Genomic DNA, 15459 nt, shown 5'->3' on the forward strand with positions numbered 1-15459 from the left:
ATGAATTATGGCAGAGAATGAAATCATTACGCGGGAAGACCCTCAGATGCAGTTGTTTTCACAACTGATGGAAGGCACTTTGAAGAAGTTGGAGCGGTATTGCTCTACCGCCCGTCCGATGCTGAATGGTGAGGTTTACCTTTCGGGTGAGGAGGTTTGCAGCCAATTACGGCTCAGCACACGCACGCTCCAAGAGTACAGAAACTCAGGAACGCTTCCTTTCTACAAAATCGGAGGGAAGATACTCTACAAGCAGAGCGACATACAAGCCATGCTTGAAAAACACTATAACCCGATACCCAAGAAATTATGGCAAGAATAGATGAAAAAAGGAAACAACGCTTGGAACAAGCCATTAGAGATATGGGAAATTATGGCGTTAAGCTCCGCAAGCCCGAAGAGTTACCCGATTTTGACCAGCCCTTCGATTATGAAGAGGAAAAGAGAAGGTTTGAGCCTGTTGATAAAGTTGAGGAACAAAATGACAAGGAGAGTAACAAGGATTTTTCTCAACCGTCCTATCAAGAAACAGCGTTGTCGCCAACAGAAAGGGCTACTTCTACCGAAGAATTTCATCAAAGAATGGGAAAAACAAAGGACAGAAAGCAATTATCCGAGTTTCAGGGGAAATATCTCCAGCCCTTTCGCAACAGCCACCGCAAAGCCGTGTATGTATCAGAGGAAACCCAACGAAAGTTAGACTTCGTGGTGCGGAGAATCGGTGAGCATGGAGCGAGCGTTTCGGGATATGTCGAACAGGTACTGCGGGAACACCTCGACCAATACAAGGAAGATGTGGAAAGATGGAGGAAACTCTGAATTACTGCATTCCTCGAATGCAAGCCTACGCCGAGTTACTGTATTCAATGAATGCAGTAACACAGCAGGGGCTTATAATCCCATTTTCTACATCAGCAAGGTGTGTCTTTGTACCACAAATTGCCATTTGTACCACAAAGACCCTTGCCCCGAAAGGGGATTAAATCACTCCAAAGTCGTGATTAGAAAGCAATGAAGAAGCAAAAACAAAAGAAGCCAGACGGCAGATGTGCCACCTGCCCACGATGGGACAGATGGCACATCAGAATACCTAATTCCGAAGACCAGCAGAAACTTATCAGACTCTATCGCAAGTCGGGAGCAAAGACAAAGAGCGACTTTGTCCGAGCAAGGCTTCTTGGTGAATCTTTTAAGGTCATCACCCAAGACCCTGCAAAAGAACCTTACTTGGAGAAACTCTCAGAAATCGTTGCCTTGGCTCATAAGATAGGAGTTCTGTACAACGAAGTCGTGAAAGTCCTCAATACTTATCATTCTGTTGCCACTGCTCAACAACTGCTCGGCAAACTCGAAACCTATTCCCAAATTCTCATCAGACTACAACAGCAAGCAGTACAACTGACAAAATCCTTTGGGAGTAGAGAAGAATGAATGCTGATAAATCATAACACCCATACTCGTATCGTACCGCGAATGTCCAATCCCTCTTTGGATGATACAAAAGGGTCACTTTGAACGATTACATAGGACCAGTTTCAACGATTTTTCCACTCTGCCCTAATACTTTATCTTTTGGAAAGTACATTGATAATCAGATAATTATTTCAATAACTCCCGATTTGGAGTATTACCCCACATTTATTATTTTTTTATTTTGACAATTCCCGATTTGGGGCATTACCATGACCATTAACAAACACAAAGTCTGTATAATCCCCTATAACTAACGTATCTTTTGAAATTTTCCGTATTTTGTAATCAACATATGGATAGAGCTTTTCCACAGGATGTGGAAGTTTCCAATAAATAAAAACTCGCATGCCATCAACATCAAACACTTTAGGGAATAAAATGTCCTGTTGGGAAGTAAATTCTTCATCTCCTTTCTTATTATAAGCTGAATTCAACTTGCAAATGCAACAGAATTCTGATTAATAATTTGTTTAAATTTTTCGTTTGGCGTGAGGTATCCAAGTCTTTTACGAGGTCGATTATTGAGTTTATTTTCAATCCACTTAATCTGTTTGTTGGTTACTTCACTAAAGTCCTTACCCTTTGGGATATACTGCCTGATAAGCCCGTCGGTGTTTTCATTGGCACCACGTTCCCATGAGTGGTATGGTTTGCAAAAATAGAATTTTATTTCCAATTTTTGCGCAATTTCCTCGTGCTTTGCAAACTCCTTTCCATTGTCAGCCGTAATTGTGTGTATTAAGTTTTTCACTTTCCGCAGTGCCCATACTGCAATCTTAGCTACCGGGATGGCTTCTTTTCCCGACAACTTGCGTATCCAGACCCTGCTTGTTGCTCTGTCGTTAATGGTAAGAATGGCACCTTTGTGGTTCTTACCAATAATTGTATCTATCTCTAAATCACCAAATCTCTCCTTCAGTTCCACTATCTCGGGACGCTCATCAATATCCACCCTGCCTGGGATAAATCCTCGCCCTGCATTTTTAGAACCACGTTTGGCATACCTGCGACCTTGTCTGCGAAGATATTTGTGCAGTTTGCCACCCCGCCGCTTATCCTCCCAAATCCAGCGATATATCGTTTCGTGAGATACCATCGCAATTCCCTCCAAGCGGCTCCTGCCGACAATCTGCTCCGGGCTGAATCCTTTCTTCAACAGCTTTATTATCCGTTTTCTCATTGCCGGTGTAAGCACTTCCTTGCGATGTTTTTGCTGCTTGCGCCTGTCTGCTTTTCGCTGGGCAAGCTCCATGCTATAGCTACCACTTCGGGCGTCGCAATTGCGCTTTATCTCCCTGTAAACAGTGCTTTTATCTACTCCGATAGCTTCCGCTATTGCTTTTTTGCTCATCGGTATTTGCAACATCATAGAAAATTGCATACCTTTGTACCTCGGTTATATGTTTGCTCATCTGCAACTTTTTTTTCTTTGGACGGACAATTAAAGCAAAGATAGCAAACTTTATCCATTCAGAGTGAGAGAAAGGGGGACATTGTCTCTCTTTCCTCTCTGAAAAATAAATGTTTTTATTGCTTATTATCCGCACCCAAAAAGTTGCATTTATAAGTTGAACTCAAGAAGTATTCACCTGTAAGAAGTTACTAATGACAAAAAAGAAATTGCCCGTTCGTTTTACGGGTCAGCACTTTACTATTGATAAAGTGCTAATAAAAGATGCAATAAGACAAGCAAATATAAGTAATCAGGATACGGTTTTAGATATTGGGGCAGGCAAGGGGTTTCTTACTGTTCATTTATTAAAAATCGCCAACAATGTTGTTGCTATTGAAAACGACACAGCTTTGGTTGAACATTTACGAAAATTATTTTCTGATGCCCGAAATGTTCAAGTTGTCGGTTGTGATTTTAGGAATTTTGCAGTTCCGAAATTTCCTTTCAAAGTGGTGTCAAATATTCCTTATGGCATTACTTCCGATATTTTCAAAATCCTGATGTTTGAGAGTCTTGGAAATTTTCTGGGAGGTTCCATTATCCTTCAATTAGAACCTACACAAAAGTTATTTTCGAGGAAGCTTTACAATCCATATACCGTTTTCTATCATACTTTTTTTGATTTGAAACTTGTCTATGAGGTAGGTCCTGAAAGTTTCTTGCCACCGCCAACTGTCAAATCAGCCCTGTTAAACATTAAAAGAAAACACTTATTTTTTGATTTTAAGTTTAAAGCCAAATACTTAGCATTTATTTCCTGTCTGTTAGAGAAACCTGATTTATCTGTAAAAACAGCTTTAAAGTCGATTTTCAGGAAAAGTCAGGTCAGGTCAATTTCGGAAAAATTCGGTTTAAACCTTAATGCTCAAATTGTTTGTTTGTCTCCAAGTCAATGGTTAAACTGTTTTTTGGAAATGCTGGAAGTTGTCCCTGAAAAATTTCATCCTTCGTAGTTCAAAGTCGGGTGGTCTACATCAATGCCACTGTTTATCTTCCATTGCTTACCCTTATAATCCATTCTCAGGGTGAGTTCCTGCCCACATATAGATAGTGTGTTCTCATAACTTAGGCTATCTATGTATGGTCTATTCGGTATAGTATAGTCGTAAGTGTTGCTTGTGTTTCTATCCTCTTCGTGATGCAGTCCGTACCCTGTCTGCAATTTCAACTGTTTGCCAAAAGGATGGGTATATTGCAATGATATTCTGCTTTCGTTGCGCAGGGTGGGCAGTTGTTGGCAAAGATTGCGCAACAGTAGTGAATCTCCGCCCACAGCGTTGCGCAGGTGGTGGAATTTCGTCAGTGAAAGGCTGGTATTATTAGTTTCATTCGAGTTACCGCCAAGTGTCGCCTTCACGGTAAATGATGCCCCAGCCTTGCCAATCCGCCGTGTGAGGTCGGCAGATACATGGTAATTCTTTCCATTGCTTTTTGTGTTATTTCGCAGCGTTCCCGAGGTCAGCGTGTCCGCAGCCGTATTGCGCTCATATAGGTATGTTGTGTTGTCAGTCAGGTTGTCTGACCGTCCGAAGTTTCCATTTGCACTTATATTCAGCAAAGTCTTTTTGTCTATGTTATACTGCAGATTTATGTTTGCGGCATTACTGTGATTCTTGCTCAAGGAAAGCAGCATTGATTCCCGATATTTTGTTCCCGATGAAAGATATTGCTCATCATAGTCATGATTCTCGCTTCCATTGTGGAAGGCATTGAGTGAGAGGCTTGCATTGAGCGTAATTTTCTTACCAAATTTCTTCACGATATTGCCCGACAATATGTTTTGGAAATTGTTTCCCCCAATGTTCATATTACTAAGATTGTCAGAGCGCAAAGTCAGCGAGGTGTTTTCGCCATCGGCATTGAATAGATTGCCCTGTACCTCATCCCTGCGTCTGTCGCGATTGCCGTGTTCAGCCGTTAGTGTTCCTGTCAGGCTGCCATTGTAGGTAGATTTGGTCTTGATGTCCAGCACATAATTGTCGGCACCATCATCTACTCCCGTCATTTTCTCCAATGCGCTGAGCATGTCATACAGTTTCAGTAGTTCCACTGCATCGGTTGGCATATTCTCCAACGCTGCGATAATGTCGTTGCCCATAAAGGTCTCGCCATTGATGTTTACGCCGTTCAATGGCTTTCCTTTGAATGATAGTTGCCTGTTCGCCTTGTCGTATTCCATGCCCGGAATATTCCTGATTAAGTCTTCCAAGTTAGCACCTTTCCTTACTCGAAGGCAATCAGTATTGATAAACGTGGTGTCTTTTCTTATGGAAAACAATTTCCGCTGTCCAATAACTTGAACTTCATCGAGTTCTATCGTTTTATGTAATGAAGAAACATGTTTTCGAGTAGGGTATATAGTATCACCCACAACTAAATTCAAAATAGTAGCATTAGCAGTGGGAAACAGCAGAAGTAGAATGATGAAGATTAAAAGAATTCTTTTGATTATCATTTTGCAAAATTACCATTGTTCATAGATATATGCAATACCTTAAAATGGCGATTTTATAGAATTAGAAATGTCTAAGGTTGATTTTCATTGAAAAAACAACGTAAATACTTTGCTTATATGAATTATATCGCTATCTTTGCAACATCAAACAGAGAGTTCTTTGAGACTTTGCAGAATAAAGAAAGGGAAAGAAACTCGCTCGTTTCTTAGTCGTTCACCTTATCAGATTATATATTCTGCTTTTTATTAGTAATCAGTCGATTACATTCACCCCCATTACTTTTATGCGGAGATTTGTGACTATCGTACCGCTAAGGATATCGGCATTGTCCGCCCGGAGAAGAACGAGGTATTGCATAACATACCGCCCACACCCGAGCAGGAAGAGTTCATCGGCAAGTTGATGGAGTTCGCCAAGATGGGGGATGCAACCCTTTTAGGACGAGATGAACTATCGGAAAAGGAAGAGAAAGCCAAGATGCTGATCGCAACGGACTATGCCCGCAAAAGGTTCAAGAAACTTGTATCTTTCAGATAATCAATAGAGCAGGAAAGAGTGTAGGGCAAAAGGGTTACGAGTTGGAAACGAGCAAGTTTCTTTTCCTATCTTCATTCTGCAGTGCTTCAAAGAACTCTCTATTTAATATCTGCAAAGATATAAAATCTACTCAAGATGGTATGCTAGATTTCGAGTTCATAGATTCAAATTTCACTGCATAAAAAGGGTAAAACTATGAACGTCAAGTGCGATTTCCAGTAGTAAGCGCAAAACGAAGCGTACAAAAGTACCCTCCCTTGGAGGTAGTTCCAGAGGTGGGTCAAAAGATTTAAATGGAATGAGCTAACTCCCTACGAAGTTTTTTCCCTACATTTGTAACTGTGTTGCACTTGACACTGGAAGGTGCCGAGGCAAGAGCGGGTTGCTTAACATTTTGCCATGTCACAAATATGAACTATATTTGTGACATGGGAAAGCAATTAAAAAGTACACATCAGCTTATCAAAGAGGCTGTTATTGATTCTGGAGAAGGGTCGATACTTTACCCTAACCAGTTTGCTCCTTGTGGCGATAGCACCGCTATAAGACAGGTGCTTAGTCGCATGACCAAAGAGGGTTATCTTGTGAGGTTGGCTCATGGGCTCTATTATTATCCTAAGGTGGACACCAAGTGGGGGACTGGTATTATTTATCCTTCCATTGAAGAGGTGGCTAGGATAATTGAAGAAAGGGACAAAATCACACTTATACCCTCTGGCACTTATGTCCTAAATAAATTAGGTCTTTCAACTCAAATCCCAATGAATGTAGTGTACATCACTAATGGATCACCACGAACAATAAAGCTGGGAAAGGGTCGAGGCATTCAGCTGAAAAGGTCTAATGATATGAACAATTTTGCATACACCTCAGAGTTGGTACGTATGCTTGTTTTTGCCTTAAGAGAGATTGGGCAAGGTAATCTAACGGAGGTGCATAAGAGCATTCTAAAAAAACATCTCCGCTCAATTTCAGAGGAAGAATATAAGAGGGATATTCACTTGGCTCCACAATGGATACAAGATGAACTAAACAGACTGAGAGAACAATGATATTTACAGACTTATCAAAAGAGGAGCAAAGAGAAGTACTGGAAATTGTCAGGCCACGAATTGGTGATATCCCTCTTAGTGTAATAGAGAAAGACTGGTGGGTAACTATGGTACTTCGAGCCCTATTTTCCTTACACTATGCGGATCAGCTCTCTTTCAAGGGTGGTACTTCACTCAGTAAGTGTTGGAATCTGATTAAACGCTTTTCCGAAGATATTGATATTGCAATTAATCGTGAGTATTTAGGGTTTGCTGGTCAGCTCTCTAAAACACAGATAAGTGACAAGCTAAGAAGAGCCTCATGCTCTTTTACAAGAGAAATGCTAAAGACTGATTTGGAGAAAGCGTTAGCAAGTCTATCAATTGACCCTTCGCTTTTTGAAGTAAGTGTCAATGTTACTTCTATTTCCACTACAGATCCAGAGGTGATAGAGGTTGCATATGAGTCGCTTTTTTCCGAGGAGACTGATTATCTCAAACCTGTCGTTAAAATAGAAGTAAGCGGACGCTCTATGTCGGAGCCTTTAGAAAGTGTAATGACTAATTCTTGGATTGAGCAGTATATGCCTAATACACCATTTGTGCAAAAGGAGTTTAAGGTCTTAGCTGTCAGTCCTGAACGAACATTTATAGAGAAACTTTGTCTGCTACACGAAGAGTTCGCAAAAAAGGAGTTTTCCTCAATCAGATCCGAAAGAATGAGCAGGCACCTATACGATGTCTACAAGATTTCTAAGACAGAAATCGCCACAAGAGCCTTAAGTGATCCAACGTTATACGCCTCAATAGTGCAGCATCGTAGTATGTTTATAGGACTGAAAGGTTTTGACTACCGAACGCTTGCTCCACAGAAGTTATCTATTGTACCACCGAAAGAAGTTCTTGATGAGTGGAGATCAGATTACGTCGCCATGTCTCAAGATATGATTTACGAAGAGACACCAAGCTTTGATAGTCTCTTGAATGAAATAACTGAACTAAATAAGAGCATAAATAAAATTGCTTGGACATTATCTTTATAGCTTTCCATATACTTACCTATTTATCCAGACTATAGTTTACCGTACCCTTTAGCCCTTATATTGAGAATGTGTGCTTCGCAAAAAAACTAGGCTATAAAACTCCCTATGAAGTTTTTTTCCTACCTTTGTAACTGCGTTGCACTTGACACTGGAATGTGCGACCTCGAAAAAAACTAGGCTATAAAACTCCCTATGAAGTTTTTTTCCTACATTTGTAACTGTGTTGCACTTGACACTGGAATGTGCGAAAGTTAAAAAATCCTCCCACTTTTGTTAGATATATTTTTTTGTGTAATTTTGTAATCGTTATGCGGCAGTAATAATATACATATTAATACGAGTTAGTAATCCTGTAGTTCTCATATGCTACGAGGAGGTATTAAAAGGTGCGTTTCGACAATGCATCTACTGTAGTATATTATTGCTTAATCCAAATGAATATTATAAATTTAGGAATTCTTGCTCACATTGATGCAGGAAAAACTTCCGTAACCGAGAATCTGCTGTTTGCCAGTGGAGCAACGGAAAAGTGCGGCCGTGTGGATAATGGTGACACCATAACGGACTCTATGGATATAGAGAAACGTAGAGGAATTACTGTCCGGGCTTCTACGACATCTATTATCTGGAATGGAGTGAAATGCAATATCATTGACACTCCGGGACACATGGATTTTATTGCGGAAGTGGAGCGGACATTCAAAATGCTTGATGGAGCAGTCCTCATCTTATCCGCAAAGGAAGGCATACAAGCGCAGACAAAGTTGCTGTTCAGTACTTTACAAAAGCTGCAAATCCCGACAATTATATTTATCAATAAGATTGACCGTGCCGGTGTGAATTTGGAGCGTTTGTATATGGATATAAAAACAAATCTGTCGCAAGATGTCCTGTTTATGCAAACTGTTGTCGATGGATCGGTTTATCCGGTTTGCTCCCAAACATATATAAAGGAAGAATACAAAGAATTTGTATGCAACCATGACGACGATATATTAGAACGATATTTGGCGGATAGCGAAATTTCACCGGCTGATTATTGGAATACGATAATCGCTCTTGTGGCAAAAGCCAAAGTCTATCCGGTGCTACATGGATCAGCAATGTTCAATATCGGTATCAATGAGTTGTTGGACGCCATTTCTTCTTTTATACTTCCTCCGGCATCAGTCTCAAACAGACTTTCAGCTTATCTCTATAAGATAGAGCATGACCCCAAAGGGCATAAAAGAAGTTTTCTTAAAATAATTGACGGAAGTCTGAGACTTCGAGACGTTGTAAGAATCAACGATTCGGAAAAATTCATCAAGATTAAAAATCTAAAGACTATTTATCAGGGCAGAGAGATAAATGTTGATGAAGTGGGTGCCAATGATATCGCGATTGTAGAAGATATAGAAGATTTTCGAATCGGAGATTATTTAGGTGCTAAACCTTGTTTGATTCAAGGATTATCTCATCAGCATCCCGCTCTCAAATCCTCCGTCCGGCCAAATAAGCCCGAAGAGAGAAGCAAGGTGATATCCGCTCTGAATACATTGTGGATTGAAGACCCGTCTTTGTCCTTTTCCATAAACTCATATAGTGATGAATTGGAAATCTCGTTATATGGTTTGACCCAAAAGGAAATCATACAGACATTGCTGGAAGAACGATTTTCCGTAAAGGTCCATTTTGATGAGATCAAGACTATCTACAAAGAACGACCTATAAAAAAGGTCAATAAGATTATTCAGATCGAAGTACCACCCAACCCTTACTGGGCCACAATAGGGCTGACTCTTGAACCCTTACCGTTAGGGGCAGGGTTGCAAATCGAAAGTGACATCTCCTATGGTTATCTGAACCATTCTTTTCAAAATGCCGTTTTTGAAGGGATTCGTATGTCTTGCCAATCTGGTTTACATGGATGGGAAGTGACAGATCTGAAAGTAACTTTTACTCAAGCCGAGTATTATAGCCCGGTAAGTACACCTGCTGATTTCAGACAGCTGACCCCTTATGTCTTCAGGCTGGCTTTGCAACAGTCAGGTGTGGACATTCTCGAACCGATGCTCTGTTTTGAGTTGCAGATACCCCAAGTAGCGAGTTCCAAAGCTATTACAGATTTGCAAAAACTGATGTCTGAGATTGAAGACATCAGTTGTAATAATGAGTGGTGTCATATTAAAGGGAAAGTTCCATTAAATACAAGTAAAGACTATGCCTCAGAAGTAAGTTCGTACACTAAGGGCTTAGGCATTTTTATGGTTAAGCCATGTGGGTATCAAATAACAAAAGACGGTTATTCTGATAATATCCGCATGAACGAAAAAGATAAACTTTTATTCATGTTCCAAAAATCAATGTCATTAAAATAATGGAGCGGTCAGGAAATTTCTATAAGGCAATACGGTTGGGATATATACTTATCTCCATTCTTATCGGATGTATGGCATATAATAGCCTCTATGAATGGCAGGAGATAGAAGCATTAGAACTTGGCAATAAAAAAATAGGTTCATCCGAGATTTTGTGTGATACCTAACAGCGGGATAAGAAAGAAGCTGGCTCTATCTTTAGTACCTTTGAAAAAGTTAACTAATACTATTCTTAGTACTTATGATAGAAACCAGCTTCTTTCTTATTCACCTTCTTGAAGTTGTAGCCGAGCGCACCCCCGAGGTTCTCCGTTGCTGAAATCTTAGCAATCATTACTTGCGGTAATCAATGGTCAGAGAGATAGCCTGCTCCTGTAATGCAATGATCTGAGCTGATAGTTGCTCCAGCTTCTCAAGCAGTATCTGAGCAGTCTTCACGCTATGATAGCTGTTGATGGCACGTACAGCTTGATTATACAGCACACCTATCTTATGTATCTGGGCAGTCAATTCGGAGAGTTTACGATAGTACTCCACAGCAGACTTATCTACCGTTATCACCTTGAAATGCTCCCCCAATATCCTTGCCCGCACAAAGTCGGACTTCGTTTCCGCCCCTGACTTATGGAACAACTCAATCGCCCGTTGCCTGGTCTTTCGGGTCAGGCAAGCGTACGTGCCAGTTGTCCCAGCGAGGCTTATTCAGCTCTTTTCGCTTACGATCTCTTTCTGTCTGCTCGTTCATCTGTTGTTTCTTCTGTTAATTACGACTTTGGAGTAATTCATCTCCCCTTCGGGGCAAGGGTCTTTGTGTTACAAACTGCGGTTTGTGTTACAAAGACACACCTTGCCAATATCAAGAATTGATGCCACGCATCTGCTTCAGATTAGGAATTAGCTTTTGACTTTCTGAGCTAAGTTTTGAGTCAGGTTAAGACTTAACTCAGTTTTGACTTGACTCAGTTTTGACTTGGCTCAGTTTTGACTCAACTCAATTTTGACTTGACTCAAAATTGACTTGAGTTAAAACCCACTTCTTGACCATACCAAATCTTGACTTACCCAACTCTTAACCGAAATCCCCTATGGCTTACTCATTTGACCGCAGGTAATTTGTAAGTTCAGATTAAACGCTGAAAACGCACCGATGAAGTCAACAATCCCCAAAGAGGGACAAAAGCACGCACACCGATGGAAGAATTGACACTCACCGAGAGATTGTATGCTCTTGATGTCAGCGTTCCCAAGTTCAAATGAGTATCCGCTAAACCATATCTCAACTCACTTCTTTTACCCCGCTGTCCAATTACTTATTTCTCTTATATATAGGACTTATAGTGCCTTTCAAGCATCGCTTGTATATCGCTCTGTTTGTAGAGTATCTTGCCTCCAATTTTGTAATAAGCTATTGTTCCACTATCTCGGTACTCTTGTAGTGTGCGACTGCTCAGACGTAACAGCTTGCAGACTTCCTCACTTGTAAGGTAAACCTCTCCGCCCAACATAGGACGTGCAGTAGCGCAATAACGCTTCAGCTTCTTCAAGACGCTCTCCATAAGTTGTGCAAACATCTGCATTTGAGGGTCTTGTTGTGTAATGATTTCGTTCTCTGACATAGTTCATTCAGTGTTTGAGTTCAGTCTTTCTTTGCACTCAGTATCTCAGTGATGTCGCTCTCTTTATAGTAGCACTTATGCCCGACCATAGAGAACGGGATTTTACCCGTATCCCGATAGTGTTGCAGGGTGCGCTTGCTGATTCCGAGCCTACGGCATACGGCTTCATTGTCAAGCCATTCTTCCGTTTCGGGAGGACACCCGATAAGCCGTTCGATACGGTGGATGAAATCTGCAAAGGAGGAGTAGTGCCTGCTCCCATGCCTTGCGGTCGATGATGATAAGTTTCATTGCATTGTTGTTGATTACGTTGTTAATACTCAGCAAACGAGCAGTTTTCTGTCGATTGCCCTTTTTGTCGGATGCAAAAGTAACCCCTCTAAAGCGGAAAAAGAAAGAGTGAGGAAGAATAAGGAAATAGTTAGGGAACAAGGGAAATGGTGAATACAAAAGCCTAGGCTATTGCGGTAATGAGATGAGGCGCTGGTTCGTTCCGTACTAGCGAAAATAAAATCAGATCACTCTCGAGTGTTTGATTGCTTCGACATCTCTCTATCAATTAACAGAGCAAGAGCACACTCTTTGGCTTGATTGATTGGTAGAGTATTTGTCTTGTCGCTTCTTGCGTCCAAAGAGCCTGAGTATGCCGTATTCGTTCGGGCTTATTCTTTTGGCGGTTAGCCTATTGCTGCAAGGTTGGAGCGAAAAATACGACCGCACTAACAATCGAGTTTTTGCAAGTATGATAGTCCCAAAGTACAGAGAAAAGCCCTGCGGTGGAGATTTTTCACTCCATCCGCAGGACTTGACCTTGCAAGCAATCAAAGCAACCGCCATACCTTTGCCCGACCGAATATGGCTTCAGGTCTTTGAGGAAAGTTCACCTACAAAGGTTCAGATTGCGTTTTGTCTTGCTGTGCTATTGACTCACAATAACCCTCAAAGGCAGAATGCTCTCTGTCAGTGAGTGCAGTCATATCCTCTTGTATCTTGTGATCGGTTATCTTTCCGTAGATTTGTGTTGTACCAATATTGCTGTGTCCGAGCATTTTACTAAGCGTTTCCATTGAGATCCCGTTGGATAGGCAAATTGTGGTTGAAAATGTATGGCGAGCCATATGAAAGGTCAAACCTTTCTCTATTCGGCATATCTGACCAATGTTCACACAAGCTAAAGACGCCTTGCGGGTGGTTAGGTTAGGGAATATCAAGTCGTCTACTTTCTTGTCTTTGATATAGAATGAAAGGATTTGCTTGGCAATAGGCAAAAGTGGAATGATAGCTTCTACGTCCGTTTTCTGCCTTTTGATACGGATTTCCTCCGTGCCGTCTGCATTACGGATGATATGCTTTAGCCTGATCCGTTGCATGTCCACACGTGCCAGACCAGTAAAGGCACAGAAAAGAAAGAGCTGCCTTGCCCGTTCGAACTGCCTGTCAATGATGGGTGTTTGTAATACCCGTTGGAGCTCCTCCGTAGTGAGATAACGCCTTGTGCGGTGTGGCAGTTCCGCTTTGTAGTCCACAAAGGGGTCGATGCGGATATACTTCTTCTGCTGACCTATGCCGATGAGCTTTCTTAGGAAGATGACCACAATCTGAATTGTGGCAAGGGAAAGGTTGCGCTCAGATTTGAGATAGAAGTCCATCCCCTCGATAAAGCCGTAGTCCAACAATGAGTAGCGAATATCCTCCAGTCCCAATCGTTCACGCAGATAAGCCTCTATGAGTTGTGTGGCATAGATGTAGTTGGCAAAGGTCGGCTTGGCAACCGTTACCCCCACACAGGGATGTTTATCCTCAATGAAGAGATGTGCTTCTTCCAAAAGAAAACCTTTAGGTTTGTCTTCTTCCATGAGTTCACATTTCAGTAGCTCGGCTGTGATATAGCCACGCTGCCATACTAATTCTTGATACTTCGCTTTGGCTTGTTCCTCTTTGGCTTGGAGATAGCGGTTGATTTCCTTTATCTCTTCGCCCGTTCCCTTGCATCTTCCCTTACGACTATCCCAAAGTTCGGGAGCAATCTCCTTGCCCGTGCTGTATTGCACCTGCTTTCCGTCTATAGTGATGCGTCCCATAATCGGACATTTGCCGTTCTTCTTTTCTTTGGACCGATTGATATAGAATAGTGTTTTGAATGTACTTCGTGCCATAATATCAAAGCTTCAAGGTGAATGTATCTTGTATGCGTTGCTGCACATTTTGCATCTCTCGATGGATTCTCTCGGAGGAAACAGCAGCATATACTTGTGTTGTTCTCAGGTTGGTGTGTCCGAGCATCTGGCTCACCGTTTCAATAGGCACTCCTGCTGAGAGCGTGATGAGCGATGCAAAGGTGTGGCGAGCCATATGAAAGGTTAGCGGGCTTTCCATACCGATATTTCTCTGTATGTAGTGCATGCCGTTGTGGATGATGTCGTTAGTCGGCACATCAAAGACAAAACCCGCACGCTTACCTCTGTACCGCTCCATTATCGCCCAAGCAGGTGGAAGCACCTGTACACGATACGGGGTCTTGGTTTTCATTCGCTTGCCCTTGATGCAAAGTTCACCTTCTTCCAAGACAATGTTTTCCTCTCTGAGATTGCGCACGTCTGAGATTGCCAAGCCTGCAAAGCAGGAGAATACGAACAAATCACGGACAATACGGTAGTTCTCCCATTCTATCTCCAAGTCAATGATGCGTTGCAGCTGGTCTTGTGAGATGCTTCTCGGCTCACCTTTGGGACGTTCATAACTGTAGCCCAAGAACGGGTAGAAGTCCAGCACGCCTTTCTTCACCGCCATGCGGACGATGCTCTTCAAGGTGGATAGAGCACTTGACACGCTGCTACGTTTCAGTTTTCGGTCAATGGAGAGGTAGTACTCGAAACCCTCAATAAAGGCTTTGTCTAATTGTGAAAGGGGAATGTCGCTTACTTTATACTTCTTCTGCAGATACTCACGGAGCAGGGATAGCTGATAGGTACGGAGCTTGAATGTCTTCAAGGCTCTATCAATGCCTATGCGTTCCTTTGTCTGTCTGAGATATTCCTCAAAACTCTGCAAAAGCAGGGCTTGACGGTGGATTTGCCCCTGATAAGCATCCCTCACATCGGTGGCGGTAAAGGTTTCTTCTCTTTCACTGAGTTCGTGAAAGCGTGCGTGGATGAGTGCGGTGCATTCACCGAGTTTCTGATTGACGGACACCGCCATAGCACTCTTGCCGGTGAGTCGTTGCTTACGGCTATCCCATAGGGAGATCGGAGTCTTACACTTGGTGGAGAACCCCGAATGGGTTCTGCCTACGGAGATGCGCCCGATGACAGGCACAAGTCCTTTCTTGTCGGTTCGTCTTGCCTGAACAAAGAACGATACTTTCAGTTTGTTTTCTTTCATTCTTCTATCGTTTTTCTAAATTCCCTTTGCTTGCAAAGGTACAGTGAAACAGGTGCTTCTGAGCGATGCAGAACGATGAAATACGATGAATAAAAAACTGTGGAGCAGT

The 15459-nt window shown here is 42.0% G+C and carries 12 protein-coding genes and 5 pseudogenes; 9 read left to right on the top strand and 8 right to left on the bottom strand.

Annotated features, from left to right (window positions below; translation table 11 throughout):
* The first annotated feature begins 7 nt into the window (after positions 1-7).
* The 3 genes from PORUE0001_RS05785 to PORUE0001_RS05795 all read left to right on the top strand — a co-directional run bounded on the left by PORUE0001_RS05785 (position 8) and on the right by PORUE0001_RS05795 (position 1431).
* Positions 8-322: a helix-turn-helix domain-containing protein gene (locus PORUE0001_RS05785; protein WP_004359023.1), complete on the top strand. Its 315-nt coding sequence runs from the start codon at positions 8-10 to the stop codon at positions 320-322.
* On the top strand, positions 310-819 hold the full coding sequence (locus tag PORUE0001_RS05790) for a DUF3408 domain-containing protein (protein ID WP_004359024.1): 510 nt from the start codon (positions 310-312) through the stop codon (positions 817-819). The genes PORUE0001_RS05785 and PORUE0001_RS05790 overlap by 13 nt, the downstream gene beginning before the upstream one ends.
* Positions 820-1011: 192 nt before the next feature.
* Entirely contained in the window at positions 1012-1431 is a 420-nt protein-coding gene (locus PORUE0001_RS05795) for a hypothetical protein (protein WP_004359027.1), read from the top strand.
* 218 nt (positions 1432-1649) lie between these two features.
* Here the strand turns inward: PORUE0001_RS05795 and PORUE0001_RS10110 are convergent, their stop codons facing one another.
* Both PORUE0001_RS10110 and PORUE0001_RS05800 read right to left on the bottom strand, forming a co-directional pair.
* On the bottom strand, positions 1650-1907 hold the full coding sequence (locus tag PORUE0001_RS10110; RefSeq protein ID WP_004359029.1) for a hypothetical protein: 258 nt from the start codon (positions 1905-1907) through the stop codon (positions 1650-1652).
* Positions 1904-2885, bottom strand: a pseudogene (locus tag PORUE0001_RS05800) (IS30-like element IS4351 family transposase). Before PORUE0001_RS05800 ends, PORUE0001_RS10110 begins: the two are co-directional and overlap by 4 nt.
* A 193-nt stretch (positions 2886-3078) precedes the next feature.
* On the opposite strand from PORUE0001_RS05800, the gene erm(F) reads away from it, so the two are divergent.
* Complete coding sequence (erm(F), locus tag PORUE0001_RS05805; protein WP_004359035.1) at positions 3079-3879, top strand: 23S rRNA (adenine(2058)-N(6))-methyltransferase Erm(F); 801 nt, start codon at positions 3079-3081, stop codon at positions 3877-3879.
* On the opposite strand, the gene PORUE0001_RS05810 is transcribed toward erm(F), so the two are convergent.
* The gene (locus tag PORUE0001_RS05810) at positions 3867-5381 is read right to left on the bottom strand and encodes a hypothetical protein (protein ID WP_004378882.1); all 1515 of its coding nucleotides are present in this window, start codon (positions 5379-5381) and stop codon (positions 3867-3869) included. The two genes, erm(F) and PORUE0001_RS05810, sit on opposite strands and share 13 nt — an antisense overlap.
* Positions 5382-5661: 280 nt before the next feature.
* Between PORUE0001_RS05810 and PORUE0001_RS11145 the strand changes: the two are divergent.
* The 5 genes and pseudogenes from PORUE0001_RS11145 to PORUE0001_RS10115 form a co-directional block, all read left to right on the top strand.
* Positions 5662-5919, top strand: a pseudogene (locus PORUE0001_RS11145) (hypothetical protein); the annotation flags it as partial.
* Positions 5920-6329: 410 nt separating this feature from the next.
* Positions 6330-6971: a DUF6088 family protein gene (locus PORUE0001_RS05820; protein ID WP_232501423.1), complete on the top strand. Its 642-nt coding sequence runs from the start codon at positions 6330-6332 to the stop codon at positions 6969-6971.
* Positions 6968-7993, top strand: coding sequence for a nucleotidyl transferase AbiEii/AbiGii toxin family protein (locus PORUE0001_RS05825; protein WP_007441848.1), 1026 nt, complete (start codon positions 6968-6970; stop codon positions 7991-7993). Before PORUE0001_RS05820 ends, PORUE0001_RS05825 begins: the two co-directional genes overlap by 4 nt.
* A gap of 434 nt (positions 7994-8427) precedes the next feature.
* Complete coding sequence (gene tet(Q) / locus PORUE0001_RS05830; RefSeq protein ID WP_004291466.1) at positions 8428-10353, top strand: tetracycline resistance ribosomal protection protein Tet(Q); 1926 nt, start codon at positions 8428-8430, stop codon at positions 10351-10353.
* A pseudogene (locus PORUE0001_RS10115) lies at positions 10353-10490 on the top strand (two component system sensor kinase); the annotation flags it as partial. The gene tet(Q) and the pseudogene PORUE0001_RS10115, both read left to right, overlap by 1 nt.
* Positions 10491-10686: 196 nt before the next feature.
* Here the strand turns inward: PORUE0001_RS10115 and PORUE0001_RS05835 are convergent.
* From PORUE0001_RS05835 to PORUE0001_RS05855, 5 genes and pseudogenes are all read right to left on the bottom strand, one after another.
* Positions 10687-11098: pseudogene (locus tag PORUE0001_RS05835) on the bottom strand (hypothetical protein).
* 574 nt (positions 11099-11672) lie between these two features.
* Entirely contained in the window at positions 11673-11969 is a 297-nt protein-coding gene (locus tag PORUE0001_RS05840) for a helix-turn-helix domain-containing protein (RefSeq protein WP_007441829.1), read from the bottom strand.
* Between the two features lie 20 nt (positions 11970-11989).
* A pseudogene (locus tag PORUE0001_RS10120) lies at positions 11990-12260 on the bottom strand (helix-turn-helix domain-containing protein).
* 593 nt (positions 12261-12853) lie between these two features.
* Positions 12854-14125 carry a site-specific integrase gene (locus PORUE0001_RS05850; RefSeq protein ID WP_007365534.1) on the bottom strand — a complete coding sequence of 424 codons (1272 nt, stop codon included), beginning with the start codon at positions 14123-14125 and terminating at the stop codon, positions 12854-12856.
* A 4-nt stretch (positions 14126-14129) separates the two neighbouring features.
* Complete coding sequence (locus PORUE0001_RS05855) at positions 14130-15350, bottom strand: tyrosine-type recombinase/integrase (RefSeq protein WP_004331551.1); 1221 nt, start codon at positions 15348-15350, stop codon at positions 14130-14132.
* Between the last annotated feature and the right edge of the window lie 109 nt (positions 15351-15459).

Origin of the sequence: Porphyromonas uenonis 60-3 (assembly GCF_000174775.1) — a bacterium.
Lineage (GTDB): Bacteria > Bacteroidota > Bacteroidia > Bacteroidales > Porphyromonadaceae > Porphyromonas > Porphyromonas uenonis_A.